The sequence below is a fragment of the Amycolatopsis sp. NPDC114503 genome (assembly GCF_055633655.1).
The window spans coordinates 120,157-145,723 of the sequence record NZ_JBVKDT010000016.1 but is presented as its reverse complement, the minus strand read 5'-3'; the positions used below and the strand labels follow the sequence as shown (position 1 = coordinate 145,723).

General features: G+C 68.3%; 24 protein-coding genes. 21 read left to right on the top strand and 3 right to left on the bottom strand.

Going from position 1 to position 25,567, the window contains the following annotated elements:
* Nucleotides 1-47 precede the first annotated feature (47 nt).
* Together ACZ7OI_RS43120 and ACZ7OI_RS43115 are read left to right on the top strand one after the other, a co-directional pair.
* Nucleotides 48-722 carry a hypothetical protein gene (locus ACZ7OI_RS43120; protein WP_470269876.1) on the top strand — a complete coding sequence of 225 codons (675 nt, stop codon included), beginning with the start codon at nucleotides 48-50 and terminating at the stop codon, nucleotides 720-722.
* Nucleotides 723-806: 84 nt separating this feature from the next.
* A complete protein-coding gene (locus ACZ7OI_RS43115; protein ID WP_470269936.1) occupies nucleotides 807-1,190 on the top strand; it encodes a DUF3592 domain-containing protein in 384 nt (127 codons plus the stop codon).
* A 103-nt stretch (nucleotides 1,191-1,293) separates the two neighbouring features.
* On the opposite strand, the gene ACZ7OI_RS43110 is transcribed toward ACZ7OI_RS43115, so the two are convergent.
* Nucleotides 1,294-2,133: an inositol monophosphatase family protein gene (locus tag ACZ7OI_RS43110; protein ID WP_470229194.1), complete on the bottom strand. Its 840-nt coding sequence runs from the start codon at nucleotides 2,131-2,133 to the stop codon at nucleotides 1,294-1,296.
* Between the two features lie 224 nt (nucleotides 2,134-2,357).
* Here ACZ7OI_RS43110 and ACZ7OI_RS43105 point away from each other — a divergent pair, with 224 nt between their 5' ends.
* Both ACZ7OI_RS43105 and ACZ7OI_RS43100 read left to right on the top strand, forming a co-directional pair.
* Nucleotides 2,358-3,428 (top strand): glycosyltransferase family 4 protein, encoded by a 1,071-nt coding sequence (locus ACZ7OI_RS43105; protein ID WP_470269875.1) that lies wholly within the window; start codon nucleotides 2,358-2,360, stop codon nucleotides 3,426-3,428.
* Between the two features lie 3 nt (nucleotides 3,429-3,431).
* A complete protein-coding gene (locus ACZ7OI_RS43100) occupies nucleotides 3,432-4,535 on the top strand; it encodes a glycosyltransferase (RefSeq protein ID WP_470269874.1) in 1,104 nt (367 codons plus the stop codon).
* Nucleotides 4,536-4,604: 69 nt separating this feature from the next.
* Here ACZ7OI_RS43100 and ACZ7OI_RS43095 read toward each other — a convergent pair whose 3' ends face one another.
* Nucleotides 4,605-5,063, bottom strand: coding sequence for a MarR family winged helix-turn-helix transcriptional regulator (locus ACZ7OI_RS43095; protein ID WP_470269873.1), 459 nt, complete (start codon nucleotides 5,061-5,063; stop codon nucleotides 4,605-4,607).
* 90 nt (nucleotides 5,064-5,153) lie between these two features.
* Here ACZ7OI_RS43095 and ACZ7OI_RS43090 point away from each other — a divergent pair, with 90 nt between their 5' ends.
* From ACZ7OI_RS43090 to nuoN, 17 genes are all read left to right on the top strand, one after another.
* The gene (locus tag ACZ7OI_RS43090; RefSeq protein WP_470269872.1) at nucleotides 5,154-5,801 is read left to right on the top strand and encodes a DUF4386 domain-containing protein; all 648 of its coding nucleotides are present in this window, start codon (nucleotides 5,154-5,156) and stop codon (nucleotides 5,799-5,801) included.
* A 10-nt stretch (nucleotides 5,802-5,811) separates the two neighbouring features.
* On the top strand, nucleotides 5,812-6,501 hold the full coding sequence (locus tag ACZ7OI_RS43085; RefSeq protein WP_470269871.1) for a demethylmenaquinone methyltransferase: 690 nt from the start codon (nucleotides 5,812-5,814) through the stop codon (nucleotides 6,499-6,501).
* Nucleotides 6,502-6,511: 10 nt separating this feature from the next.
* A complete protein-coding gene (locus ACZ7OI_RS43080; protein ID WP_470269870.1) occupies nucleotides 6,512-7,807 on the top strand; it encodes a geranylgeranyl reductase family protein in 1,296 nt (431 codons plus the stop codon).
* 705 nt (nucleotides 7,808-8,512) lie between these two features.
* Entirely contained in the window at nucleotides 8,513-8,923 is a 411-nt protein-coding gene (locus ACZ7OI_RS43075) for an NADH-quinone oxidoreductase subunit A (protein WP_037818926.1), read from the top strand.
* A 4-nt stretch (nucleotides 8,924-8,927) separates the two neighbouring features.
* Nucleotides 8,928-9,476 carry a NuoB/complex I 20 kDa subunit family protein gene (locus ACZ7OI_RS43070; protein ID WP_009072052.1) on the top strand — a complete coding sequence of 183 codons (549 nt, stop codon included), beginning with the start codon at nucleotides 8,928-8,930 and terminating at the stop codon, nucleotides 9,474-9,476.
* Between the two features lie 6 nt (nucleotides 9,477-9,482).
* The gene (locus ACZ7OI_RS43065; RefSeq protein WP_470269869.1) at nucleotides 9,483-10,244 is read left to right on the top strand and encodes an NADH-quinone oxidoreductase subunit C; all 762 of its coding nucleotides are present in this window, start codon (nucleotides 9,483-9,485) and stop codon (nucleotides 10,242-10,244) included.
* The gene (locus ACZ7OI_RS43060; RefSeq protein WP_470269868.1) at nucleotides 10,241-11,572 is read left to right on the top strand and encodes an NADH-quinone oxidoreductase subunit D; all 1,332 of its coding nucleotides are present in this window, start codon (nucleotides 10,241-10,243) and stop codon (nucleotides 11,570-11,572) included. The genes ACZ7OI_RS43065 and ACZ7OI_RS43060 overlap by 4 nt, the downstream gene beginning before the upstream one ends.
* Nucleotides 11,569-12,432 (top strand): NADH-quinone oxidoreductase subunit NuoE, encoded by an 864-nt coding sequence (nuoE, locus tag ACZ7OI_RS43055; RefSeq protein WP_470269867.1) that lies wholly within the window; start codon nucleotides 11,569-11,571, stop codon nucleotides 12,430-12,432. Before ACZ7OI_RS43060 ends, nuoE begins: the two co-directional genes overlap by 4 nt.
* On the top strand, nucleotides 12,432-13,712 hold the full coding sequence (gene nuoF, locus ACZ7OI_RS43050) for an NADH-quinone oxidoreductase subunit NuoF (RefSeq protein WP_116202057.1): 1,281 nt from the start codon (nucleotides 12,432-12,434) through the stop codon (nucleotides 13,710-13,712). The genes nuoE and nuoF overlap by 1 nt, the downstream gene beginning before the upstream one ends.
* Nucleotides 13,709-16,171 carry an NADH-quinone oxidoreductase subunit G gene (locus ACZ7OI_RS43045; RefSeq protein ID WP_470269866.1) on the top strand — a complete coding sequence of 821 codons (2,463 nt, stop codon included), beginning with the start codon at nucleotides 13,709-13,711 and terminating at the stop codon, nucleotides 16,169-16,171. The genes nuoF and ACZ7OI_RS43045 overlap by 4 nt, the downstream gene beginning before the upstream one ends.
* Nucleotides 16,168-17,514: an NADH-quinone oxidoreductase subunit NuoH gene (nuoH, locus tag ACZ7OI_RS43040; RefSeq protein ID WP_470269865.1), complete on the top strand. Its 1,347-nt coding sequence runs from the start codon at nucleotides 16,168-16,170 to the stop codon at nucleotides 17,512-17,514. The genes ACZ7OI_RS43045 and nuoH overlap by 4 nt, the downstream gene beginning before the upstream one ends.
* Nucleotides 17,501-18,046: an NADH-quinone oxidoreductase subunit NuoI gene (gene nuoI, locus ACZ7OI_RS43035; protein WP_470229205.1), complete on the top strand. Its 546-nt coding sequence runs from the start codon at nucleotides 17,501-17,503 to the stop codon at nucleotides 18,044-18,046. The genes nuoH and nuoI overlap by 14 nt, the downstream gene beginning before the upstream one ends.
* Nucleotides 18,043-18,924: an NADH-quinone oxidoreductase subunit J gene (locus ACZ7OI_RS43030; RefSeq protein ID WP_470269864.1), complete on the top strand. Its 882-nt coding sequence runs from the start codon at nucleotides 18,043-18,045 to the stop codon at nucleotides 18,922-18,924. Before nuoI ends, ACZ7OI_RS43030 begins: the two co-directional genes overlap by 4 nt.
* Nucleotides 18,921-19,220, top strand: coding sequence for an NADH-quinone oxidoreductase subunit NuoK (gene nuoK, locus ACZ7OI_RS43025; RefSeq protein WP_033291119.1), 300 nt, complete (start codon nucleotides 18,921-18,923; stop codon nucleotides 19,218-19,220). Before ACZ7OI_RS43030 ends, nuoK begins: the two co-directional genes overlap by 4 nt.
* 13 nt (nucleotides 19,221-19,233) lie before the next feature.
* The gene (gene nuoL, locus ACZ7OI_RS43020) at nucleotides 19,234-21,141 is read left to right on the top strand and encodes an NADH-quinone oxidoreductase subunit L (RefSeq protein ID WP_470269863.1); all 1,908 of its coding nucleotides are present in this window, start codon (nucleotides 19,234-19,236) and stop codon (nucleotides 21,139-21,141) included.
* Between the two features lies 1 nt (nucleotide 21,142).
* On the top strand, nucleotides 21,143-22,696 hold the full coding sequence (locus tag ACZ7OI_RS43015; RefSeq protein ID WP_344288285.1) for an NADH-quinone oxidoreductase subunit M: 1,554 nt from the start codon (nucleotides 21,143-21,145) through the stop codon (nucleotides 22,694-22,696).
* A 12-nt stretch (nucleotides 22,697-22,708) separates the two neighbouring features.
* Nucleotides 22,709-24,274, top strand: coding sequence for an NADH-quinone oxidoreductase subunit NuoN (gene nuoN, locus ACZ7OI_RS43010; protein ID WP_470269935.1), 1,566 nt, complete (start codon nucleotides 22,709-22,711; stop codon nucleotides 24,272-24,274).
* Nucleotides 24,275-24,681: 407 nt separating this feature from the next.
* Here the strand turns inward: nuoN and ACZ7OI_RS43005 are convergent, their stop codons facing one another.
* A complete protein-coding gene (locus ACZ7OI_RS43005; protein ID WP_470269862.1) occupies nucleotides 24,682-25,332 on the bottom strand; it encodes a hypothetical protein in 651 nt (216 codons plus the stop codon).
* Between the last annotated feature and the right edge of the window lie 235 nt (nucleotides 25,333-25,567).

Genomic DNA, 25,567 nt, shown 5'->3' with positions numbered 1-25,567 from the left:
CTTGGCTGCGGGATCCTGGAGAGTTCCGTTCTCTCAAGGAGGATTCAGTGGCCATGAAAGTGCGGGCGCAGCTCCGCCACGCCCGGCTCGACGGCCGGGAGTGGCGGGTGCTGCGCCCTGATCCTGTTCTGGATACCGCGCTGGTGTTCCAGCTCGATCCGGGCATGGAGATGTCGCACGTGGAGATGTACGTCGACCGCCGCGCGGCGTACCGGATCGGGGTGCTGTGGCTGCTGGCCGCGCGGTCGCGGCACACGATCATCCACCTGCCGTTGCGGTCCGGCCGGATACCCGCTGAACCGGAGTTCTCCGGCCGTCCGCTGGATCTGGTGTTGAGCCAGCACACCGCGCTGCTGCGTCCTTCGCAGTGGCCGCGGTTGCGGGCCGCGCTCGGCCCGACCCGGCCGCATACGGTGCGGGTGCCGGCCGACCGGAGGCCGATCGAATGGCCGGAATGGCCGACGCTGGATCGGCTGCTCGACCGGTTCCACGCCGACACGATGTTCCTGACCGGCAGCGCGGCGGTTTTCCGGTTCACCGCGGAGTTCTTCTTCGACCTGGCGTTCGGTGCACCGGGTTCGGCTCCGGGGGAGGAGACTCCGCACCACGCGTGCTTCGATCTGCATTGGTCGACCGAAATGCTGGTGAACACGTACTGCCTGCACGTGATGTACCGGGCACATTGGCTGCCGAGTGCCGAGCTGGTCGGCGCACCCGACTAAACTCTCGGTGTGGCGGCCAGGAGTGTGAAGGCACGGCGGATCGGGTGGTTCGCCGTGCTGGGCGTAGCTGTGCTGCTCACTGTGATGTGCGTGAGCCTGGTTTTCGCCGCGTTCCGCAACGACAACGCGATCGAATCGCACCTGGGCACCGCGACCGCGACGGTCGAGTCGGTGTCCTTCGACCGCACGATCATCCAGTACCAGACTCCGGACGGCATCGTGCACAGTCCGCCGACCGGGGTGCTGTACCCGTCGGGTCTCGCCGCCGGTCAGCTGGTGGCGATCGAGTACGACGCGACCAATCCGGAGCTGACCCGGGTCGCTGGCCGGACCGCGACGCTGACGCTGCTGCCGGTGGGGATGACGGTGCTCATCACGTGGCTCGTGGCCGGTCCGCTGCTGTGGTGGCTGCGACGGCTGATGAAGCGGGACCGGTCCGCTCCGGAACCGGTGCCCGCGAAGGTGTGAGGTCTCCGTCTCGGCAGGTCCGTGAGGGCCACCTTCAGGGACGCTGATTCCGTGAGGGCCACCTTCACGGACGCTGATTCCCCCAGGGTTCCCCTCACGGACTTCAGGTCCCGACGGTCGCCGTTTCCTGCCACCAGCCGAGCACCTCGTCCGCGACCCCAGGCGCAGCGACCAGCAGCCCGTCCGTAGGCAGCGCAGTGTCCTCGCCGTGCTTGTCCAGCACCACCGCACCCGCCTCGATCGCCATCGCGACCGACCCAGCCACGTCCCATTCGTGGTAGCTGTGCAACACCGCCGCGGCCGCATGCCCCAGCGCGACCTGTGCGATCGACAGCGCCGCCGACCCCAGCACCCGCACCCCCGCGTGCGCGGCCGCCGCTCGTTCGATGAACTCGCCCATCCCCGGCCACGGCCCCTTGCGCGCCAACTCGGTGCAGACGATCGCCCCAGCCGTACCCGAACGGTCCACCAGTTTCAGCGGTTTCCCGTTCGCCCGGGCGCCGCGTCCGCGCGCGGCGGCGTAGATCTGCGCCCGGTACGGATCCGCGACCACACCCACCACCGGACCGCTCGCGTCGACCAGGGCGAGGCTGTATGCGCACCAAGGCACTCCGGCGACGTAGTTCGCGGTGCCGTCCACCGAATCGACCACCCAGCGGTATTCCGCGACGTCCGCGCCGTGGTCGGCGCCGAATTCGTGGCCTACCACCGGGATTCCGGGGAACTCCGCGGTCAGCACGCGGCGGGTGTGCCGTTCCAGGATCCGATCGGTGTCGGTGACCCAGTCGAACGGCGAATCCAGCGTCGCCGGGTGCGCGCCGCGGCCCGCGGTCGCGGTGATCACGTCGGTGGCGTCGTTCGCCAGCCGCCCCGCGACCTCGAGCGCTCGGGAGAGCAGCCCGGGTTCGACGGGCCGCGACGGCCTGGAGGACAAGAGGGTCATGCCTGCTTAGTCTGGGTGTTCCTGGTGTCCGGGACACGACCGGAAGATGACATGTCGTGGCGAATTATTCGACGGTCGGCGCCGGATCGCGGACGCTGCGGAGTGTTTCGCCACCGTTGGCCGGTCGGTTACGCGGGATTGGCCCGCCCTGCCTGCGGTTTTGCGACAGTGACGCCGTGCGAGTCGCCATAGTCACCGAAAGTTTCCTGCCCCAGGTGAACGGCGTGACGAATTCCGTCCTGCGGGTCGTCGAGCACCTGGTCGAATCCGCGCACGACGTGCTGGTCGTCGCGCCGGGGCCGGGGCCGTCGAGTTACCGCGGCGCTCCGGTCGTCCGCATTCCGGCGCTGGATTTCCCCGGCGTGAACTCCCTGCCGATCGGCCTGCCGACGCGCACCGTGCTGACCGCGCTGGCCGATTTCGGCCCGGACGTCGTGCACCTGGCTTCGCCGTTCGTGGTCGGCGCGCGCGGGCTCGCCGCGGCAAGACGGCTGCGGGTGCCGTCGATCGCGGTCTACCAGACTGATATCGCCGGGTTCGCCACGTCGTACGGCTTCGGCATCGGCGCGCGGGCGGCCTGGCGCTGGGTGCGCCGCCTGCACTCCCGGGCCGACCGGACGCTCGCGCCGTCGTCGGACTCGATCGAACAGCTGAAGCTGCACGGCGTTCCGCGCGTGCACCGCTGGGCGCGTGGGGTCGACATCAGCCGGTTCTCCCCGGCGCACGCGGATCCGGCGCTGCGCGCGGAACTCGCGCCGAACGGCGAGCTGCTGGTCGGGTTCGTCGGACGGCTCGCGCCGGAGAAGGAGGTCGACCGGCTGACCGTGCTGGCCGGGATGCCGGGCGTTCGGGTGGTCGTCGTCGGCGACGGGCCGGAGCTGCCGGCGTTGCGGGAACGGTTGCCTGGCGCGGCTTTCCTCGGCGCGAAGTACGGCGACGAGCTGTCGGTCGCGTACGCGAGCCTCGACGTTTTCGTCCACACCGGGCCGCACGAGACGTTCTGCCAGGCGGTGCAGGAGGCGATGGCGTCGGGACTGCCGGTGCTCGCGCCGGACGCGGGCGGGCCGAAGGATCTGGTTTTGCCTGGCCGGACTGGGTATCTGCTGCCCGCTGATCGTGAGTCGTTCGGCCCGGCGCTGGTGTCCAAGGTCGACGACCTGCGGGACGCGGCGTTGCGGGCGCGGCTGGGCGAGAAGGCGCGGAAAGTGGTCCTGGGCCGGACGTGGCCCGCGGTGTGCCGGGAGCTGGTCGGGCACTACGAAGCGGTGCAGGGCCGAGTCGCGCGTGCGGCTTGAGCCATGCACATCGTCCAGCTGGCGAACTTCTACGGACCGCGCTCCGGCGGGTTGCGGACCGCGCTGAACCACCTTGGCGCGGGGTACGTCGCCAGCGGGCATCGGGTGACGCTGGTCGTGCCGGGACGGCGGTACTCGGTGGAAAGCCTGCCGACCGGAGTGTGCCGGTATTCGTTGCCTGCCTTGCAGATTCCGTGCACCGGCGGCTATCGCGCGGTCGATCCGCAGCGGGTGCGGACGGTGTTGCGGCGGCTGGAACCGGATCGGCTGGAGGTGTCCGACCGGCTGACGTTGCGGGGGATGGGCGTCTGGGCCCGGCGGAACGGCGTGCCCAGCATGGTGATCTCGCACGAGCGGCTGGATCGGCTGCTGGAGCAGTTTCTCCTGCCGGAGGCGATGGCCCGGCACGTCGCGGATGTCGCTAACCGGCGGATGGCGGCGTCGTACGACACGGTGGTTTGCACTACGGCGTTCGCGCATGCGGAGTTCGAGCGGATCGCCGCGCCGAATGTCCGGCGGGTGCCGTTGGGGGTGGATCTGGCTACCTTCGCGCCGTCGATGCGTGATTCCGGGTGGCGGTCGGCGTTGGCCGGCGGTGCCGACGCGTTGATTGTCCATTGTGGGCGGTTGTCGCCGGAGAAACACGTTGAGCGGAGCGTGGATACGGTCGCCGAGCTGACTGAATCCGGCGCGCGGGTGCGATTGGTGATCGCGGGCGACGGGCCTCGGCGGCGGGCGTTGGAGCGGCGGGCTCGGGGGTTGCCGGTGACGTTCCTCGGCTTCCTGGCCGGACGGGGCGAGGTGGCTCGGTTGCTGGCCAGCGCGGATGTTTCGCTGGCTCCGGGACCGCATGAGACGTTCGGGCTGGCCGCGTTGGAGGCGCTTGCTTCGGGGACGCCGGTGGTGGTTTCGGCGTCGTCCGCGTTGCGGGAAATCGTGCGGCCGGGTTGTGGTGCGGCGGTGGATGACGACGCGCCAGCTTTTGCCAGCGCGGTGACCGGGTTGCTGGACAGCCCTGAAGAGCTTCGGCGAGCGGCTGCGCGGGCTCGGGCGGAAGAGTTCGCGTGGCCGACCTCGGTGCGGGGGATGCTCGCAGCGCTGGGCTGACGAAGGTCCGTGAAGGGCTCCTTGAGGGAATCTAATTCCCTCAAGGAGCCCTTCACAGACAGCTAGCGGTCAGGTGCGGTAGCCAGGGTGGATGCCGGGCGTGAGGCCGCGGTCCTCGGCGACGCGACCGAGCAATTCGCGCAGCACTGAACGTTCCTCTGTGGACAGTGCAGCCATCATCTCGTCTTCGTGCGCCGCGGCGGCTTTCGCCAGTGCGGCCATCGTTTCTTGGCCTTTGTCGCTGAGGAAAACCGCGTAGAGGCGACGGTCTTGCGGGTTGCGGCGGCGTTCGATCAGGCCCTGCTGCTCCAAGCCGTCGACCAGGGCGACCAGCCGGGTCGGCGGGGTGCCCAGTTCGGCGGCCAGCACCTGCTGGCTCTCGCCGGGGCGGCGCGCGATCGCCCGGAGCAGCCCGGTCTGCGGCGGCGTCAGGCCCAGGTCCGCGACCCGCTCGGTGAACCGCTGGGTCGCGTGGGCGCCCAGCTGGGCCAGCAGGAAGGCACTGCCGAACGTCGGGGGTCCTTGCATGCCCTGAACCGTATCGCTTGACAATCCATTACGCCAGTGTAATCGTTATTATGATGAAACTAATTGAACTGGAGGTTTGCCATGACGACCATGACTAGACGGCAGGGTGGCCCGCCGTTGCTGGCACCGGCGCTGGCGTTCGGGGTGCTGACCATCGCGTCGGCGGTGCTGGGGGCGGCGGGGACGCGGCCGGATTCCAGCGCGGCGGACGTCGCGGCGTATGTCGGCGGCAACCAGGGCGTCGTGCGGCTGCTCGCGTTCGCGGTGTTCGGGGCGTCGGTCCCGCTGGCCGTGTGGGCTGCGACGGCGTACCGCAGACAGCGGCGGCTCGGGGTCGCTGCGCCGGGCGCGGTGATCGGACTCACCGGTGGCGTGCTGTCCGCGGGGGCGCTCGCGATGAGCGGGCTGATCACCTGGACCGCCGCGCAGGCCGGCGACACGCCTGCGGTGGCGCGGGCGCTGACCAGCCTCGCGTTCGCGTCCGGCGGGCCGGGATTCGTGGTGCCGTTGGCATTGCTGATCGCCGGGATCGCGGTGCCCGCGTTGTTCCTCGACCTCTTGCCGCGCTGGCTGTCGGTCGTCGGGCTGGTGGTCGCCGCAGCGGCCGTGCTCGCTTCGCTGTCGTTGCTGACTCCGGCGCTGTATCCGCTGATCCCGGTCGGCCGGTTCGGCGGGCTCGTCTGGCTGATCGCCGCCAGCGTCCTGCTCCCGCGCGACCGCGCGGCACGGACGGACTAATCTCGGACCCATGCCCCGAGCGAGCCTGGACAAGGATCCGCACGAAGTCGCCGCGATGTTCGACGGCGTCGCGTCCGGTTACGACCGGGCGAACTCGTTCATGACGTTCGGGTTCGACCGGCGCTGGCGCACCACCACGGCGCGCGTGCTGGACGCCAAGCCGGGGGAGAAGGTGCTCGACCTGGCGGCGGGCACCGGGGTGTCCACCGTCGAGTACGCGCGCGGCGGAGCCTGGTGCCTCGCCGCCGACTTCTCCGTCGGGATGCTCAAGGCGGGCCTGCACCGGAAGGTGCCGATGGTCGCCGCGGACGCGATGCGCCTGCCGTTCGCCGACGACAGCTTCGACGCCGTCACGATCTCGCTCGCGCTGCGGAACTTCGTCGACACCAAGGGCGCGCTCGCGGAGATCCTGCGCGTGGTCAAACCGGGCGGCCGGCTGGTGATCTGCGAGGTGTCGACGCCCTCGTTCGCCCCGATCCGGTTCGTCTACCGGCGGTTCATCCTCAAACTGCTCACCTGGGTCGGCAGCCGGTCCTCGACCAACCCCGAGGCCTACTCCTACCTGGCCGAATCGATGCTCGCCTGGCCCGATCAGCGCGGGCTCGGCGAGATCATCGCGAGCGCCGGATGGACCGAGGTCGAATGGCTGAACCTCACATTCGGCGTCGTCGCGATCCACCGCGCGCGCAAGCCTGCCTAAACTCGGCGGTATGACGACTTCGCGCCGCCGCAGCCCAGACCACGACGCTGAAGTGATCGTGGTCGGGGCGGGACCGGCTGGTTCGACCGTGGCCACCTACCTCGCTCGGGCTGGGGTGGACGTGCTGTTGCTGGAGAAGACCGTGTTTCCGCGCGAGAAGGTGTGCGGGGACGGGCTTACTCCGCGTGGGGTCAAGCAGTTGATCGACCTTGGGCTCGATACCAGCGAGGAAGCGGGCTGGGTGCGTAGCCGGGGGCTGCGGATTCTTACCGGGGATCTGACGCTGGAGTTCGACTGGCCGGACCTCACCGACTACCCGCCGTACGGGGTGTCCCGGACTCGCCACGACTTCGACGACCTGCTTGCGAAGACCGCGGTTAAGGCTGGTGCGCGGTTGTATGAGCGGACCACGGTGACTGGAGCTATTACCAACGCATCGGGGCGGGTGGTTGGTGTTGAGGCGAAGGTGGGGCCGGAGAAGACTCCCGTCAGTTATCGGGCGCCGTTGGTGCTGGCCTGTGATGGGGTGTCGGCTCGGCTCGCGCTGAGTGTGGGGATCGACAAGAACGAGAAGCGGCCGATGGGGGTCGCGGTTCGGCGGTATTACAAGAGCCCTAAGCATGATGATCCGTTTATCGAGGGTCATCTTGAGCTGTGGGACCGGTCTGATCCGCGTGATCCGAAGCTGTTGCCTGGGTATGGGTGGGCGTTTCCGCTCGGTGACGGGACGGTCAACGTCGGGCTGGGGATGTTGTCTACGTCGGCGTCCTTCCGGAACACCGACTATCGCGCGTTGTTGAGGCAGTGGCTTGACGGGACGCCTGAGGAATGGGGCTACCGCGAGGAAAACGCCATCGGCAAGGTCGGCGGGGCTGGGTTGCCGATGGGGTTCAACCGGACTCCGCATTACCGCGACGGGCTGCTGCTGCTCGGGGATGCCGGGGGGATGGTGAGTCCGTTCAACGGGGAGGGGATTTCGGCGGCGATGGAGTCGGCGCAGCTCGCGGCGGAGGCTGTGGTGCAGGCGTTGGCTCGGCCGGAGGGGCCGTCTCGGGAGCGGGCGTTGGAGGGGTATCCGCGGGCTGTTGGCGAGCTGATGGGCGGGTATTACCGGCTCGGGAATGTGTTCGCGAAGTTGATCGGGAAGCCGAAGATCATGCATGCGGCTACTAAGTACGGGTTGCGGGTTAATCGGCTTCTTCCCTTGGTGTACAAGGGGCTTTCCGGGTGTTACGACGCTCGTGGGGGCGATGGGGTGGATCGGTTGATCTCGGCGTTGGCTCGGGTTACTCCTCGGCCTCGCTGAGCTGCGGCTCGTCGCCTGGCGGCGACATTGCGCGTGGGTGCGTTGCGTGGGGCACCCCGAAGCTTGATTGTGCTGACGGTTCGGGGGTGCTTGTCAAGGCGGGAAAGATGCCTTGACAAGCACCCCCGAACCGCAGGGAGGCTTCGTATCGGGGTGCGGGGGAGGAGCTGGGTGCCTCGCGGTTTGGGTGCGCGGGGTGCGCGGGAGTGGCTGGGGCGACTCGATGGTTGGGGGCGTCGGTTGCGGGGGGTTTTGGGCTGTCGTACGGGATTTCTGGGCTTGTGGTTACCCGGGTGGAGCAATCGGTTGTCCGGCCGGTCAGTGTGATACGTCACAAGATCGAGTCGTCCGGCTCGGTCGGCGCGGTTCTTGAATCGGCCTTTACCGCTGGTCTCGCCATTGCGGGCGGGGGTGGGCCTGGGGAACGGCCGGAGAAAGTTAGGGCCGCCTTAGTCCGCAACCCCTCGGGACAAGAGTGTGACTCACGTCCTACACTCCCCCCATGCTTTGTGAATCGCTTCACAACCGCGACCAGTCGCTTGTGAACTATTTCACAAGCGTGCCGTGGTCCGGACACGGGCCGTAAGGGCGCCCTGACCCTCGGCGGTGTGACCCAGCTCCCTTAGGGTGCGCAACCGAGAACTCGGACCACCACCCGAGAACAACCCGCAGCGGCGCGGAAAGGATGGCGAAGACCCCGTGCTGATGGTGCCCGTGCTGGCGCAGGCCGATCCCGGACCGGCGGCGCCCGGACTGAACGTGTATCTGCCGCTCGTCCTGCTTTTCGTGCTCGCGGCGGGGTTCGCCGTGTTCTCCGTGCTGCTGGGGCCGCTCGTCGGGCCGAAGCGGTACAACCGCGCGAAGACCGCGGCGTACGAGTGCGGCATCGAACCGTCGCCGCAGCCGCTGGTCGGCGGCGGCCGGATGCCGGTGGCCTACTACATCACGGCCATGCTCTTCATCCTGTTCGACATCGAGATGGTGTTCCTCTACCCGTTCGCGGTGAACGCCAACGCACTCGGTGTCTTCGGCCTGGTGGAGATCGTGCTGTTCATCGTGACGGTCGGGTTCGCGTACGCCTACGTGTGGCGGCGCGGCGGCCTGGATTGGAACTGAACCCATGGGCCTGGAAGAAAAACTCCCCAACGGCATCCTGCTGGCCAGCCTCGAGGGACTGGTCAACTGGGCACGCAAGAACTCGCTGTGGCCGGCGACCTTCGGGCTCGCCTGCTGCGCGTTCGAGATGATGTCGGTCGGCGGTTCGCGCTACGACATCGCGCGCTTCGGCATGGAGCGCTTCTCCGCGACGCCGCGGCAGGCCGACTTGATGATCGTGGCCGGCCGGGTGACCCAGAAGATGGCCCCGGTGCTGCGCCAGATCTACGACCAGATGGCCGAGCCCAAGTGGGTTCTCTCGATGGGCGTCTGCGCCTCGTCCGGCGGGATGTTCAACAACTACGCCGTCGTGCAGGGCGTCGACCACATCGTGCCGGTCGACATGTACCTGCCCGGCTGCCCGCCGCGGCCGGAGATGCTGCTCGACGCGATCCTCAAGCTGCACGCCAAGATCCAGGACGAGCCGATCAACGCCCGTCGCGCCGCGATCCGCGCGGCCAGCGGGGCCCGTACCGAGCTGATCCCGTCCTCGATCAAGTACGCGAAGAAGTGAGCACCGGTGCCTGAGAACCCCGAAGAGACTCCCGAAACCGGCGGCCCGCAGTCCAGCGCGGAGCGGCCCGAAGCCGGTCTTGAAGCGCACGGGCCCGGAGCGGCCGAGCCGGTTGTCGCCGGTCGCGAGCGCAAGGGCATGTTCGGTGTCCGCGGCAGCGGGGACACCTCCGGTTACGGCGGCCTGCGGCTGCCCGCGTACAGCCCGCCGCCCGCCGAGCGCCCGTACGGCGGCTGGTTCGACGAGTTCGCCGACGAGTTCATGGCGGCGTTGGCGGACAACAAGATCCCGGCTTCGGCGATCCTCCAGACCACTGTGGACCGCGGCGAGATCACCTTCTACGTCAGCCGCGAGCACCTCGTCGACATCGCGAAGGTGCTGCGCAACGACCCGGGCCTGCGGTTCGAAATGCTGATGGCGGTCACCGGCGTCGACTACGGCGTGGACGTTCCGCAGCGGATGCACACGGTCTACGACTTCCTGTCGATGACCTACCGCCGCCGGATCCGGCTCGAGATCACCATGGACATGGACAACCTGCACGTCCCGTCCCTGGTGCCGGTCTACGCGACGGCGGACTGGCACGAGCGCGAGGCCTACGACATGTTCGGCATCGTCTTCGACGGCCACCCCGGGCTGACCCGCATCTTCATGCCGGACGACTGGGACGGCCACCCCCAGCGCAAGGACTACCCGCTCGGCGGGATCCCGGTCGAATACAAGGGCGCGGAAATCCCGCCGCCGGACCAGCGGAGGTCGTACTCGTGACTATCAACGACGAAACGACGGAAGCCGAGTACGCGGAAGTCCGGGACACCACGGAAGGCCCCGTCTACCACGTCTCCGGCGGGGACTGGGACGAAGTTCTCGGCGACGCCCAGCACGACGACCGCATGGTCATCAACATGGGCCCGCAGCACCCGTCGACGCACGGCGTGCTCCGGCTCGTGCTGGAGCTGGAAGGCGAGACGGTCACGCAGCTGCGCGCGGTCGTCGGCTACCTGCACACCGGCATCGAGAAGAGCGCGGAGTTCCGCAACTGGACCCAGGGCGTCACCTTCGTGACGCGCGCGGACTACCTCGCCCCGCTGTCGAACGAGATGGCCTACTGCCTCGCGGTCGAGAAGCTGCTGGGCATCAAGGCTCCGCCGCGCGCGGAGATCCTGCGGGTGCTTCTCCTCGAACTCAACCGGATCACCTCGCATCTGGTGTTCATCGCGACCGGCGGCATGGATCTCGGCGCCACCACCGCGATGACGCTCGGCTTCCGCGAGCGCGAAGAAGCCATGCACCTGCTGGAGTACTTGACCGGCCTGCGGATGAACCACGCGTTCATCCGTCCCGGCGGGCTCGCCCAGGATCTGCCGGAGGACTGGGCCGAGAAGGTCCTCGACTTCTGCAAGATCATGGACAAGCGGCTTCCGTTGTACGACAAGATGTTCACCGGCCAGCCGATCTGGCGCAACCGGCTCAAGGACGTCGGCGTGCTGCCGCTGGACGCGTGCCTCGAACTCGGCATCACCGGCCCGGTGCTGCGCGCCGCGGGCCTGCCGTGGGACCTGCGCAAGACCGAGCCGTACTCGCGCTACGACGAACTCGAGTTCGACATCCCGACCTCGACCGACGCCGACAGCTGGGCGCGGTATCTGCTGCGGCTGGAGGAAATCCACCAGAGCCTGCGGATCATGAAGCAGGTCGCGAAGATGGCCGAGCCGGGCCCGGTCATGGTGGAGGACAAGAAGATCGCCTGGCCCGCGCAGCTGTCCATCGGCAGCGACGGCATGGGCAACTCGCTCGGCCACGTCAAGAAGATCATGGGCCAGTCGATGGAATCCCTGATCCACCACTTCAAGCTCGTCACCGAGGGCTTCCACGTGCCGCCGGGCCAGGTCTACGCGCCGGTCGAATCGCCGCGCGGCGAGATCGGCGCGCACCTGGTGTCCGACGGCGGCACCCGCCCGCTGCGCGTGCACCTGCGGGAGCCGAGTTTCGTGAACATGCAGGCGATGCCCGCGATGGCCGAGGGCGGCCTGGTCGCCGACCTGGTCGTCGTGATCGCCTCGATCGACCCGGTTCTGGGGGGAGTTGACCGATGACGAACCCGACTGCAGTCCCGGAGCCGGGGCCGCGCGACGCGACGAAGACGTACGCGGCCGCGGGAGCGGACACCGATGTCGCGGCGATCGCGCCCGATCCTTCGCTGGCCGAGGACCTTCTCGCCGACACACCGGCGGCGGACATCTTCGACGCGGACACGCACCGCGAGGCGAAGGAAATCATCGCCCGCTACCCGGTGTCGCGTTCGGCGCTGCTGCCGATGCTGCACCTCGTGCAGTCGGTGCAGGGCTACGTGAGCCAGGAAGGCATCGCCTTCTGCGCACAGCATCTCGACCTCACCGACGCCGAGGTCAGCGCGGTCGCGACGTTCTACACCATGTACAAGCGCCGTCCGTGCGGCGAGCACCTGGTGAGCGTCTGCACCAACACGCTGTGCGCGGCGCTCGGTGGCGACGACATCTACAAGAAGCTCCAGACGCACCTCGGTTCTGACGAAAAGCCGTTGGGGCACGAGGAAACCGCGGGCACGCCGGGTGCGCAGGGCTCGATCACGCTGGAGCACGCGGAATGTCTCGCCGCGTGCGACCTCGGGCCGGTCATCCAGGTCAACTACGAGTACTTCGACAACCAGACGCCGGAGCAGGCGGTCGCCCTCGTGGACGCGTTGCAGGCAGGCAAAAAGCCCGCCCCGACGCGCGGTGCGGCGCTGACCGACTTCAAGGGCGCGGAGCGGCAGCTCGCCGGGTTCTGGCCGGAGGACGAGGCCGCTTACCGCAGTGCCGTGGACGGTCCGTCGCAGGCGGTCGAGACCCTTCGCGGGGCGCAGATCGCCGCGGACCGCGGCTGGTCCGCTCCCGGTGCGCAGGACGTTCCGCTTCCAGAAGTGGAGAAGAAGTAATGGCTGATCCCATCACTCCGGTCCTCACGAAGCGCTGGCTGTCCCCGGAATCCTGGCGCATCGAGACGTACGAGGCGCTCGAGGGCTACACCGCGGCGCGCAAGGCGCTGGCCGCCACGCCCGAGCAGCTCGTGCAGGTGGTCAAGGACTCCGGTCTGCGCGGCCGCGGCGGCGCGGGCTTCCCGGCGGGCGTGAAGTGGTCGTTCATGCCGCCCAACGAGGACAAGCCGCACTACCTGGTGATCAACGCCGACGAGGGCGAACCCGGTACCTGCAAAGACATTCCGCTGATGATGGCGGACCCGCATTCGCTGCTCGAGGGCTGCATCATCGCCTCGTACGCGATGCGGTCGCACCACTGCTTCATCTACGTCCGGGGCGAGGCGCTGCACTGCATCCGCCGGCTCAACGCGGCCGCGCGCGAGGCGTACGCGAAGGGCTACCTCGGCAAGAACATCTTCGGCAGCGGCTGGGACCTCGAGCTGACTGTGCACGCCGGGGCCGGCGCGTACATCTGCGGCGAGGAAACCGCGTTGCTCGACTCGCTCGAAGGCCGCCGCGGCCAGCCCCGGCTCAAGCCGCCGTTCCCCGCCGCTGCCGGTCTGTACGCCGCGCCGACGACGGTGAACAACGTCGAGACCATCGCGAGCGCGTCGTACATCATCAACGCCGGTTCGTCTTGGTTCCGCGAGATGGGCCGCGAGAAGTCGCCCGGTCCGAAGATCTACTCGATCTCCGGTCACGTCGAGAAGCCCGGCCAGTACGAATGCCCGCTCGGCACCACGCTGCGCGAGCTGCTGGAGCTGGCCGGCGGCATGAAGGACGGCATCCCGCTCAAGTTCTGGACGCCGGGCGGTTCGTCGACGCCGATGTTCACCGCCGAGCACCTCGACGTCCCGCTCGACTTCGAGGGCGCGGCCGAGGCCGGTTCGATGCTCGGCACGACCGCGGTGCAGGTCTTCAACGAGACCGTTTCGGTGCCGTGGGCGGTCATGAAGTGGACGCAGTTCTACGAGCACGAGTCCTGCGGCAAGTGCACCCCGTGCCGCGAGGGCACGTACTGGCTGGCGCAGATCCTCGAGCGGATGGTCGAGGGGCACGGCACCGAGGAGGACATCGACACCCTCCTGGACGTGTGCGACAACATCTTCGGCCGCTCGTTCTGCGCGCTCGGCGACGGCGCGGTGTCGCCGATCCAGAGCGGCATCAAGTACTTCCGGGACGAGTTCCTGGCCCTGTGTGAAAGCGCTAAGCGAGAACTGGTGGGAGCGCAGGCATGACGATCGCGCCCGACAAGCCCGAGACGGCTGAAACGCCGGTCCCCGAGGGCTACGTCAAGCTGACCATCGACGGCGAAGAGGTCATCGCGCCCAAGGGCGAGCTGCTGATCCGCACCGCCGAACGGCTCGGCACGAGCATCCCGCGGTTCTGCGACCACCCGCTGCTCGACCCGGCCGGCGCCTGCCGCCAGTGCCTGGTCGAGGTCGAAATGGGCGGTCGTCCGATGCCGAAGCCGCAGGCCTCGTGCACGATGACGGTCGCCGACGGCATGGTGGTGAAAACCCAGCTCACCTCGCCGGTCGCGGACAAGGCGCAGCAGGGTGTGATGGAGCTGCTGCTCATCAACCACCCGCTCGACTGTCCGATCTGCGACAAGGGCGGCGAGTGCCCGCTGCAGAACCAGGCGCTCGCGCACGGCCGCGCGGAATCGCGGTTCGTCGACACGAAGCGCACGTTCCCCAAGCCGCTGCCGATCTCGTCGCAGGTGCTGCTCGACCGGGAACGCTGCGTGCTGTGCCAGCGCTGCACCCGGTTCTCCGAGCAGATCGCCGGCGACCCGTTCATCGCGCTGCTCGAACGCGGCGCACACCAGCAGATCGGCACCGCGGAAACCGCCGACGTGCTGGACCTCGCGTCCCGCACCACCGGCGGCGAGCCCTTCCAGAGCTACTTCTCCGGCAACGTGATCCAGATCTGCCCGGTCGGCGCGCTCACCAGCGCGGCGTACCGGTTCCGGTCGCGGCCGTTCGACCTGGTGTCGGCGCCGAGCGTGTGCGAGCACTGCTCGTCCGGCTGCGCCGAGCGCACCGACTTCCGGCGCGGCAAGGTCCAGCGCAAGCTGGCCGGCGACGACCCGGAGGTGAACGAGGAATGGCTGTGCGACAAGGGCCGTTTCGCGTTCCGCTACGTGCAGGCCGGTGACCGGATCCGCCGTCCGCTCGTCCGCAACGCCAACGGCGAGCTGGAAGAAGCGTCCTGGACCGACGCGCTCCGCGCCGCCTCGTCCGGGCTGCTGAAGGCCCGCGACGGCAAGGGCGCCGCAGTGCTCACCGGCGGACGGCTGACCGTCGAGGACGCCTACGCGTACTCGAAGTTCGCCCGGATCGCCTTGCGCACCAACGACATCGACTTCCGCACCCGCGCGCACTCGGACGAGGAGCTGGCGTTCCTCGGCTCGACGGTCGTGGGCACCACGCCGGAAACCGGCGTGACGTTCAACGAGCTCGAAAACGCCCGCACGGTGCTGTGCGTGGCGTTCGAGCCCGAGGACGAAGCGCCGATCGTGTTCCTGCGGCTGCGCAAGGCGGCCCGCAAGAACCGCACCCGCGTTGTCCACTTGGGACAGTGGACGACCTCCTCGGTGCGCAAGACCTTCGGCGAACTGCTGGCCTGCGTTCCCGGCGGCGAAGCGGCCGCGGTGGACGGCATCGCGCAGCACGCGGCCGACGTCGACGCGGCGCTCAGCGGCGAAGGCGCGGTGATCCTGGTCGGCGAGCGGGCCGCGGAAATCCCCGGGCTGTTCTCCGCGCTGCTGCGGCTCACCGCCCGCACCGGAGCCCGGCTGGCGTGGATCCCGCGCCGCGCGGGCGACCGGGGCGCGCTCGAAACCGGTTGTGTGCCAACGCTTCTCCCGGGCGGCCGCTCGGTCGCCGACGACGCGGCTCGCGCCGAGGTCGGAAAGCAGTGGGGCGCCGAGCTCCCGGCCGAACCGGGCCGCGACGTCACCGGCATCCTTCAGGCCGCTTCGGGCGGACAGCTGGACGCGCTGGTGGTCGGCGGCGTCGACCCCAACGACCTGCCGGACCCGGACCTGGCCCGCCGCGCGCTCGACAACGCCGGGTTCGTGGTCAGTCTCGAATTGCGGGCGGGTGAGGTCACCGAGCGGGCCGACGTGGTCCTGCCGATCGCCCCGGCGGTCGAGAAGTCCGGCAGCTACCTCAACTGGGAGGGCCGCCGCCGCGACTTCGCCGCGACGTTGGAGGGCACCGGCTCCCTGCCCGACGGCCGGGTGCTCGACACCCTGGCCGTCGAGATGGACGCCGACCTGTTCACCCAGACCCCGGCCGCCGCCGCGGGCGACTTCGCGAAGCTCGCGCCGGTCGCTCCCTCGGTGACCGCACCGTCGGTGGCCGCCGCGGCGGCCCCGGTCCCGAACGGCAAGGCAGTGCTCGCCACCTGGCGGCAGCTGATCGACAACGGCTCGCTGCAGGACGACGAACCGCACCTCAAGGGCACCCAGCGGCCGCCGGTCGCGCGGCTTTCGGCGAAGACCGCCGAGGGCTTGGGCGAGACGGTCCGGGTGTCGAACGAGCGCGGGTCGATCACCCTGCCGGTCGAGGTCGCCGACCTGCCGGACGGCGTCGTGTGGCTGCCCGGCAACTCCGACGGCTCGGCCGTCCGCGCCGCACTCGCCGCCGGACACGGCGCGCTCGTGCAGATCTCCGGAGGTGACCAGTGAGCCCGCAGCTCACGCAGTTCCTCGCCGCGTACCCGGACGCCGCGGAACGGGCTCGGCTGATCGCCGACGACCCGTGGTGGCTCGTCCTGATCAAGGCGGTCGTGGTCCTGCTGATCGGGCCGGTCCTGACGATCTTCCTGATCGTGTGGGAGCGCAAGGCGATCGGCCGGATGCAGAACCGGCCCGGCCCCAACCGGGTCGGCCCCGGCGGCTACCTGCAGTCGCTCGCCGACGCGGTCAAGCTCCCGTTCAAGGAGCAGATCATCCCGGACACCGCCGACCGCAAGGTGTACTTCCTCGCGCCGGTGCTGTCCGCGGTCCCCGCGCTGATCGCGCTGTCGGCCATTCCGTTCGGCCCGGTGGTTTCGATCTTCGGGCACCAGACGGTGCTGCAGCTGATGGACCTCCCGGTCGGCGTGCTGGTGATCCTCGCCTGCTCGTCGGTCGGCGTGTACGGCATCGTGCTGGCGGGCTGGGCTTCCGGTTCGCCGTACCCGCTCTTCGGCGGCATGCGCTCGGCGGCGCAGGTGATCTCCTACGAGATCGCGATGGGCCTCTCGATCGTCGCGGTGATCCTGTACTCCGGTTCGCTGCAGACGTCGGAAATCGTGCAGGCGCAGACGCACGGCTGGTACTTCTACATGCTCATCCCGAGCTTCGTGATCTACGTGATCTCGATGGTCGGCGAGACGAACCGCGCTCCGTTCGACCTCCCCGAGGCCGAATCCGAGCTGGTCGGCGGCTTCCACACCGAGTACAGCTCGATGAAGTTCGCGATGTTCTTCCTCGCCGAGTACGTCAACATGGTGATCGTCTCGGCGTTCTGCACCACGCTGTTCCTCGGCGGCTGGCGGTTCCCGTTCGTCGGCGACGATTCGGCGCTGAACCAGAACTGGTGGCCGATCCTCTGGTTCTTCGCCAAGACGTTCCTGCTGCTGTTCGGCTTCATCTGGCTGCGCGGCACGCTGCCCCGCCTGCGCTACGACCAGTTCATGCGGCTGGGCTGGAAGGTCCTGGTGCCGGTCAACCTGGTGTGGATCGTGGTCGTGGTCGCGATCAAGACGATCCAGTGGAGCTGGCCGCAGATCCTCGTCGGCGTCGGCATCGTGCTGGTGGTGCTCGTGCTGCTGAGCCTCGCGCTGCCGGACAAGAAGGTGCCCGAATCGGATTACGTGGACCTGGCCGGAAGCGGCTACCCGCTGCCGCCGCTGGACCTGCGGGTCCCGGACGCGACGCCGCGGCAGAAGGCGCTGGCCAAGGCGGAGGCGAAGGCCGCGCGGCGCAAGCCGGCTGGCGTCACCGCGGCGGCCGCACAGGAAGGAACAGAAGATGGCGGCAACTGACTTCCTCAATCCCATCAAGGGATTCGGCGTCACCTTCGGGATGATGTTCAAGAAGGTCGCGACCGAGGAGTACCCCGAGGCCGGCGCTCCGGCCGCGCCGCGCTACCACGGCCGCCACCAGCTCAACCGGCATCCGGACGGGCTGGAGAAGTGCGTCGGCTGCGAGCTGTGCGCGTGGGCGTGCCCGGCGGACGCGATCTTCGTCGAGGGCGGCAACAACACCGACGAAGAGCGGTACTCGCCGGGCGAGCGCTACGGCGCGGACTACCAGATCAACTACCTGCGCTGCATCGGCTGCGGCCTGTGCATCGAGGCCTGTCCGACCCGGTCGCTCACCATGACCAACTTCTACGAGATGGCCGACGACGACCGGCAGCGGCTCATCTACACCAAGGAAGACCTGCTCGCTCCGCTGCTGCCGGGCATGGAGCAGCCGCCGCACCCGATGCGGCTCGGCGACAACGAGCAGGACTACTACGTGAACGGTCCCGAGCTGGCCGCGAACGCGCAGCAGCAGGAGGCGAAGAAGTGATCGCCGCCCTTCTCGCGCAGGCCCCGGCGGCCAGTGTCGACGCTTCCGTGACGACCGGCGAGGCCATCGCGTTCTGGATCCTCGGCCCGCTCTCGCTGCTGGGCGCGCTCGGGATGATCTTCTCCCGCAACGCCGTGCACTCGGCGCTGTGGCTGGTGCTCACGATGCTGACGCTGGGCGCGCTGTACATGACGCAGTCCGCGCCGTTCCTCGGGTTCACCCAGATCATCGTCTACACCGGCGCGATCATGATGCTGTTCCTGTTCGTGCTGATGCTGGTCGGCCGGGACAGCTCGGACTCGGTGGTCGAGGTGCTGCGCGGGCAGCGGCTCGCCGCGGGGGTGCTCGGCATCGGGCTCGCCGCCCTGATCGCCGCGGGCGTGTTCCGCGCGATGGTGAACGTGACCCCGGCCAAGCCGCTCGACCCGTACCAGCAGACCGGCGGCGGCCCCGGCGGCCTCGGACGGCTGATCTTCACCCAGTACCTGTTCCCGTTCGAGCTCACCTCGGCGCTGCTGATCACCGCCGCGCTCGGCGCGATGGTGCTGGCCTTCACCGGCCGGAACGCCAAGGGCGGCAAGCCTTCCCAGCGCGAACTGGTCAAGATGCGCTTCCGCGGCGAGCACGACCGCCCGTCGCCGCTGCCCGGCCCCGGCGTGTTCGCCACCGCCAGCTCGGTCTCGACCCCGGCGCTGCTGCCGGACGGTTCGGTCGCGCCGGAGTCGCTGTCGGAGATCATCGAGTCCACCTCGGCGATCCGGCTCATGCGCGAGCGCAAGCTCATCGCGGACGAGGGCCCCAAGCCCGACGCGCACGCACTGGTCGGCGGCGCCGAAAAGGCTGAGCCGGCCGAGGAAGAAGAAGGGGAAGGAAAGTGACCCCGAGCTACTACCTGCTGCTGTCCGCGCTGCTGTTCTGCATCGGCGCGGTGGGCGTGCTGGTCCGCCGCAACGCGATCGTCGTGTTCATGTGCATCGAGCTGATGCTGAACGCGGTGAACCTGACCCTGGTCACCTTCGCCCGCATCAACGGCGGGCTGCACGGCCAGGTGATGGCGTTCTTCGTGATGGTGGTCGCGGCCGCCGAGGTCGTGGTGGGGCTGGCGATCATCATGGCGATCTTCCGCACCCGCCGCTCGGCCTCGGTCGACGACACGAACCTGCTGAAGTACTGAGGGAGACGACCGAGTGACCGCATCATCGTGGCTGCTGGTGGCCCTTCCCGCCCTCGGCGCCCTGGTTCTGCTGCTATCCGGAAAACGCGCGAAGGCGTGGGGGCACCTGCTCGGCTGTGCCACCGTCACGCTCGCCTTCGTGTACGCCGTGATCCTGTTCTTCTCCACCAACAGCCACTCCACTGTGGACACCAAGCTGTTCTCGTGGATCCCGGTCGGGCAGCTGCAAGTGGACTTCGGGCTGCGGATCGACGCGCTGTCGCTGACGTTCGTGCTGCTGATCACCGGCGTCGGCATGCTGATCCACTTCTATTCGATCGGCTACATGGCCGACGACGAGGGCCGGTACCGCTTCTTCGCGTACCTGAACCTCTTCGTCGCCTCGATGCTGATCCTGGTGCTGGGCAACAGCTTCGTGACGCTGTACCTCGGCTGGGAGGGCGTGGGTCTCGCCTCGTACCTGCTGATCGGCTGGTATCAGAACCGCCCGTCCGCGGCGACCGCGGCGAAGAAGGCGTTCCTGATGAACCGCGTCGGCGACGTCGGGCTCGCGCTGGCGATCTTCCTGATGTTCAAGTACGTCGGGTCGACCGGCTACGCGCAGGTCTTCGAGGGCGTCGCGCAGGGCAAGATCCCGCCGGGCGCGATCACCGCCATCGCGATCCTGCTGCTGCTGGGCGCCTGCGGTAAGTCCGGCCAGTTCCCGCTGCAGGCGTGGCTGCCGGACGCGATGGAGGGCCCGACCCCGGTGTCGGCGCTCATCCACGCGGCAACGATGGTCACCGCGGGCGTGTACCTGGTGGCCCGCTCCAACGTCATCTTCACCGCGACGCCGGACGGCCGGCTGGTGGTCACGCTCGTCGGCGCGGTCACGCTGCTGCTCGGGTGCGTCGTCGGCTGTGCTTACGACGACATCAAGAAGGTGCTCGCGTACTCGACGGTCAGCCAGATCGGCTACATGATGCTGGCGGTCGGCCTCGGGCCGGGCATCTACGCGCTGGGCATCATGCACCTGGTGGCGCACGGCTTCTTCAAGGCCGGGCTGTTCCTCGGGGCCGGTTCGGTCATGCACGGCATGAACGACGAGGTCGACATGCGCAAGTTCGGCGGCCTCGCCAAGAAGATGCCGATCACCTTCGTCACCTTCGGCCTCGGCTACCTGGCGATCATCGGCTTCCCGTTCCTCACCGGGTACTACACGAAGGACGCCATCATCGAGGCGGCGTTCGGCCAGGAAGGCTGGCGCGGCTGGGCTTTCGGCCTCGCGACGGTGATCGGCGCCGGGCTCACCGCGTTCTACATGACGCGGCTGATGATGATGACCTTCTTCGGCAAGCAGCGCTGGAAGGACATCAAGAGCAGCGACGGACGCGACTTCCACCCGCACGAGTCCAAGCCGATCATGTGGGTCCCGATGGCGATCCTGGCCGTCGGCTCGGTCGGCGCCGGTGCGTTCTTCGCGCTGGGCAACCGATTCGTCGACTGGCTGGCCCCGGTGGTCGGCGAGCACGCGGAAGCCGAGCACACCCCGATTCCTTCGTGGACGGTCCCGGTGCTCACACTGGTGCTGGCCGCGCTCGGCGTGCTGCTGGCGGTCTGGCTGTTCCGCCCGTCGCGCGACGTTCCGGTCGAACGCCCGGAGCGGGTGGCCTGGCCGGTCCGCGCGGCGCGCAAGGACCTGTACGGCAACGCCCTCAACGAAACCCTGGTCGCCCGTCCGGGCACCTGGCTGGCGCGGGCGCTGGTGTACGTGGACAACCGCGGCGTGGACGGCGCGGTGAACGGCCTCGCCGCGGCACTCGGCGGCGGGTCCGGGCGGCTGCGCCGGATGCAGACCGGATTCGTGCGGTCGTACGCGTTGTCCATGCTCGGCGGCACGTTCCTGCTTCTCGCGGCCCTTCTGCTGGTGAGGTTCTCCTGACATGACTTGGCTTCTGGCGCTCATCCTGCTGCCGCTGGCCGGCTCGCTGGTGCTGGCGTTCCTCAAGGGGAACGACCGGGCCGCGGTCGCCACGGCGCTCGCCGTGTCCATTGTGGAGTTCCTGCTGATCATCCCGTTCTGGGCGAGCTACTCGCCTTCGGGCGAGCGCATCCAGCAGGCCACGACGATGGACTGGATCCCGAGCTTCGGCATCCACATCTCGTTCGGCACCGACGGCATCTCGCTCATCATGATCGCGGTGATCGCGCTGCTGGTGCCGATCGTCGTCGGCGCGCTCGGGCTCACCGACAAACTGCCCGCGGGCCGCAGCGCGGGCGGGTTCCTGTCGCTGATCCTGCTGCAGGAGGCGATCACGATCGGCGTCTTCGCGGCGACCGACGTGTTCCTCTTCTACGTGCTGTTCGAGATCATGCTGATCCCGATGTACTTCCTGATCGGCGGCTACGGCGGCGCGAACCGGCAGTACGCGGCGGTGAAGTTCTTCCTGTACTCGTTCCTCGGCGGCCTGATCATGCTGGCCTCGGCGATCGGGGCGTACTCGCTGGCCTCGGACAAGCTCGGCGGCAAGGGCACGTTCGACTGGGCCACGCTGGTGACGGTGGTGCGCGACGCGCCGACCGGCACGCAGATCTGGCTGTTCCTCGGCTTCTTCCTCGCGTTCGCGATCAAGGCGCCGCTGGTCCCGTTCCACACCTGGCTGCCGGACGCCGCCGGCCAGGCTCCGATCGGCGTCGCGGTGCTGCTGGTCGGCGTGCTGGACAAGGTCGGCACGTTCGGCTTCCTGCGGTACTGCCTGCCGATGTTCCCGGAAGGGAGCAAGGCGCTCGCTCCGCTGGTGCTGATCCTGTCGGTGATCGGCGTGCTGTACGGCTCGATCCTCGCGGCCGGTCAGCGGGACATGAAGCGGTTCATCGCCTACGTGTCGATCGCCCACTTCGGGTTCATCGCGCTGGGCATCTTCACCTTCAACGAGCAGGCGATGGTCGGCTCGGTGTCGTACATGCTGAACCACAGCCTGTCGACCGGGATGCTGATCGTGGTGATCGGCCTGATCGTGATGCGCGGCGGGTCGAGCAAGATCTCGGACTACGGCGGCATGGCGAAGGTGACCCCGCTGCTCGGCGGAATGCTGTTGCTGGCCGGGCTTTCCGCGCTGTCGCTGCCTGGTACCAACTCGTTCGTCAGCGAGTTCCTCGTGCTGCTGGGGTCCTTTGTGGACCAGCCGGTGTACACGATCCTCGCGACCGTGGGCATGGTGCTCGCCGCGGCTTACGTGCTGTGGCTGTACCAGCGGATCATGCAGGGTCCGGTTCGCGGCGACGCTCTCGTGGGCGTCGGCGGCGGGCCGGGCACCGCGATCGCACCGGAACTCGGTGCGCGCAAGGCAATCACGGACCTGGGCAAACGCGAGATCGCGATCCTCGCGCCCATGGTCATCCTGATCATCGGACTGGGTTTCTACCCCAAGCCGATGCTCGACACGATCACCCCGTCGGTGCAGGCGACGCTGTCTGCCGTGCAGGGAGGCAAGTAAACCGTGCTCGACATGTTCCTGGCGCAGGCGCCGGCAGCGCCACTGGAAGTGCCTTCGGTCGATTACGCGGCCGTGCTGCCGATGCTGATCGTCTTCGGCGTCGCGTGCATCGGCGTGCTGGTGGAAGCGTTCGCGCCGAAGGCGACGCGGTGGGGGATCCAGGTCACGATCTCCCTCGTCGCGATCATCGCCGCAGGGGTTTCGCTGATCCTCTACGCGACCGGTTCCACGTCGACGAAGGCTGGCACGACCACCTTCTCCGGCGCGATCTCGGTGGACCGGCCGTCGCTGTTCCTGTGGGGCACGTTGCTGCTGCTCGGGATTGGCGCGGTGTTCCTCATCGCGGATCGCAAGGTCGAGCCTGGCGGCGCGTTCGTGGCTCAGGCGGCGATTCGGCCGGGGACCGTGCAGGACCGGGCGCAGGCTGCGACCACGTCGCAGACTGAGGTCTTTCCGCTGACGCTCTTCGCGCTCGGCGGGATGATGACGTTCTGCGCGGCGAACGATCTGTTGACGATGTTCATCGCGTTGGAAGTGCTTTCGCTGCCGCTGTATCTGATGTGCGGGTTGGCGCGGCGGCGTCGGCTGATCTCGCAGGAAGCTGCGGTCAAGTACTTCCTGCTGGGTGCGTTCTCGTCGGCGTTCTTCCTGTACGGGCTGGCGTTGCTGTACGGGTACGCGGACTCGGTGAAGCTGGCTGACATCGCGCACGCGGCGGCTGGGTCGGATCGGTCGGACACGTTGTTGTTCGCTGGTCTTGGCTTGCTCGTGGTGGGTCTGCTGTTCAAGGGGTCGGTGGGGCCGTTCCACACTTGGACGCCGGACGTCTACCAGGGTGCGCCTACTCCGGTGACCGGGTTTATGGCTGCCTGTACGAAGGTTGCCGCGTTCGGGGCCATCTTGCGGGTGCTCAGCGTCGGGTTTTCCTCGACCAGCTGGGAATGGCGCGGGGTCATGTGGGCGGTGGCGATTATTTCGATGGCGCTCGGGGCGATTCTTGGTCTGACGCAGACGGATGTTAAGCGGATGATCGCTTACTCGTCGGTGGCGCACGCTGGGTTCTTGTTGGTGGGTGCGATCGCGATGACTGAGGATGGGTTGTCGGGCACGCTGTTCTATCTGCTGGCGTATGGGTTTACTACGTTGGCCGCGTTTGGCGTGGTTTCGCTGGTTCGGGATTCCAGCGGGGAGGCTACGCATCTTTCCGCTTGGGCTGGGTTGGCCAAGCGGTCGCCGTTGCTGGCGGGGGTGTTTACGTTCCTGTTGCTGGCGTTGGCCGGGATTCCGTTGACTAGCGGGTTTGTCGGGAAGTTCGTGGTGTTTTCGGCGGCGTTGTCGGATGGGATGGCGCCGTTGGTGGTTGTCGCGCTGGTGTTTAGTGCGGTGGCCGCGTTCTTCTATCTGCGGGTCATTGTGTTGATGTACTTCTCGGAGCCTGCTGCGGATGGGCCTACGGTGAGTGTGCCGGGTGGGTTTACTGCTGCGGCTATTGCGTTGGGTGTTGTGGTTACGTTGGTGCTTGGGGTTTTGCCTGCGTTTGCGTTGGATTGGGCTGGGGCTGGGGGGTTTGCTTCCTGAGTCCTTCGTGGCGGCTCGTCGCCTGGCGGCGACATTGCGCCTCGTTTCTTGGGCGGGCACCCCGAAGCTGATTGTGACGACGGACGGCGGGTGCTTGTCAAGGCGGGAAAGATGCCTTGACAAGCACCCGCCGTCCGCGTTTTTGGCTTCGTATCGGGGTGCGGGGGAGTGTGGCTGCGCTTAGTGGGTTGGGTGCGCGGGCTGCGGTTGGTTGGTGGGGCGCGGGGCTTGGGTGGCTGGTGGGTTTGGTGCGCGGGCTGCGGTTTAGGGGGTGGCGGCTAGCGCCCCAATGTGGCATTGGATGCGTTGCGGCGGCGGTTCGGTGAGTGGGCAGCCCGCATTCCCGGTCGCTGGTCGTGAGGGGAACCCTGAAGGAATCTGATTCCCTTGGGGTTCCCCTCACGTACTTAAGGCGTGGGAGCGCAGGCGGTGTGGCCGACAGTGACCGATCCTGAAGCGCCGGAGGCGGGGGCGAAGTCGATGCGCAGCATCGTCAGGGCCATGCTTCCGTCGCCGGGCAGCGTTTGGATGTTGAAGACCGCGTTCGCCAGTACCGTGCCGTCCGATTTCGTCAGCGGCTTCGTGTAGTTCGGGGGGATCGGTGACGGCAGGCCGCTGATTCCGGTGAGACCGCTCAGGGTCCAGGTGGCGTTGGTTCCGCTCTGCGTTGCCTTGCAGGTCACCGTGTACGACGAGATGCGGATGCGTTTGCCGCCTGTGCTCACCAGGGCCGAGAGTTCGAAGTTGTTCCCGGTTGCGGTCGACGTGGTGGTGGTGACGTCGTTCGCCGGGTCCGTTACCTCCGTGGTGCACGAGGACGTACCGCCGCCGAAGCGGATTCCGGGTTGGGACACTGCCGTTGCGGAGCCGCTCGTCGGGCCCTCTACGGCGCACGGGGCCTGGGTGGGCACCGAAATCGTGGTTCCGGACTTCGTGAAGTTCGCGTTGCCGATGTCGGCGATTCCGGCAGGGCTGTCCGCGCTGGCGGTTCCGGCGGCGGCGAGCAAGCCGGCGGTGGCCAGTGCTGCTCCGGCCAGTGCGGCGCGCTTGATGATCATGGTTGTCTCCTCAGCTGCTGATGCTCCCTCCCAGGACTATCCGCAGGTCCGAATCGCCCGTTGCGTCCTCAGGCTGCGATCACCCGTCCGGGAGCGCGGATCAACCCGTTCGTGGCCTGGCGCGCACCCGGGGCGGCAGTGTCGCGTTCGTCACCGTTTCCGCAGGACAGCGGGTAAAGGCAGGCTGCGGGGCAACCACTACCCTGAAGGGGGTAACCGACTGGCGAAGAAGCGC

Bases quoted from the DNA above. Each gene is read 5' to 3' on its own strand.
- ACZ7OI_RS43115 (WP_470269936.1), top strand. From the start codon at position 807: ATGTGCGTGAGCCTGGTTTTCGCCGCGTTCCGCAACGACAACGCGATC.
- ACZ7OI_RS43110 (WP_470229194.1), bottom strand. From the start codon at position 2,133: ATGACCCTCTTGTCCTCCAGGCCGTCGCGGCCCGTCGAACCCGGGCTG.
- ACZ7OI_RS43100 (WP_470269874.1), top strand. From the start codon at position 3,432: ATGCACATCGTCCAGCTGGCGAACTTCTACGGACCGCGCTCCGGCGGG.
- ACZ7OI_RS43095 (WP_470269873.1), bottom strand. From the start codon at position 5,063: ATGCAAGGACCCCCGACGTTCGGCAGTGCCTTCCTGCTGGCCCAGCTG.
- ACZ7OI_RS43090 (WP_470269872.1), top strand. From the start codon at position 5,154: ATGACTAGACGGCAGGGTGGCCCGCCGTTGCTGGCACCGGCGCTGGCG.
- ACZ7OI_RS43085 (WP_470269871.1), top strand. From the start codon at position 5,812: ATGCCCCGAGCGAGCCTGGACAAGGATCCGCACGAAGTCGCCGCGATG.
- ACZ7OI_RS43080 (WP_470269870.1), top strand. From the start codon at position 6,512: ATGACGACTTCGCGCCGCCGCAGCCCAGACCACGACGCTGAAGTGATC.
- ACZ7OI_RS43075 (WP_037818926.1), top strand. From the start codon at position 8,513: ATGGTGCCCGTGCTGGCGCAGGCCGATCCCGGACCGGCGGCGCCCGGA.
- ACZ7OI_RS43070 (WP_009072052.1), top strand. From the start codon at position 8,928: ATGGGCCTGGAAGAAAAACTCCCCAACGGCATCCTGCTGGCCAGCCTC.
- nuoE (WP_470269867.1), top strand. From the start codon at position 11,569: ATGACGAACCCGACTGCAGTCCCGGAGCCGGGGCCGCGCGACGCGACG.
- nuoF (WP_116202057.1), top strand. From the start codon at position 12,432: ATGGCTGATCCCATCACTCCGGTCCTCACGAAGCGCTGGCTGTCCCCG.
- ACZ7OI_RS43045 (WP_470269866.1), top strand. From the start codon at position 13,709: ATGACGATCGCGCCCGACAAGCCCGAGACGGCTGAAACGCCGGTCCCC.
- nuoI (WP_470229205.1), top strand. From the start codon at position 17,501: ATGGCGGCAACTGACTTCCTCAATCCCATCAAGGGATTCGGCGTCACC.
- ACZ7OI_RS43015 (WP_344288285.1), top strand. From the start codon at position 21,143: ATGACTTGGCTTCTGGCGCTCATCCTGCTGCCGCTGGCCGGCTCGCTG.
- nuoN (WP_470269935.1), top strand. From the start codon at position 22,709: ATGTTCCTGGCGCAGGCGCCGGCAGCGCCACTGGAAGTGCCTTCGGTC.
- ACZ7OI_RS43005 (WP_470269862.1), bottom strand. From the start codon at position 25,332: ATGATCATCAAGCGCGCCGCACTGGCCGGAGCAGCACTGGCCACCGCC.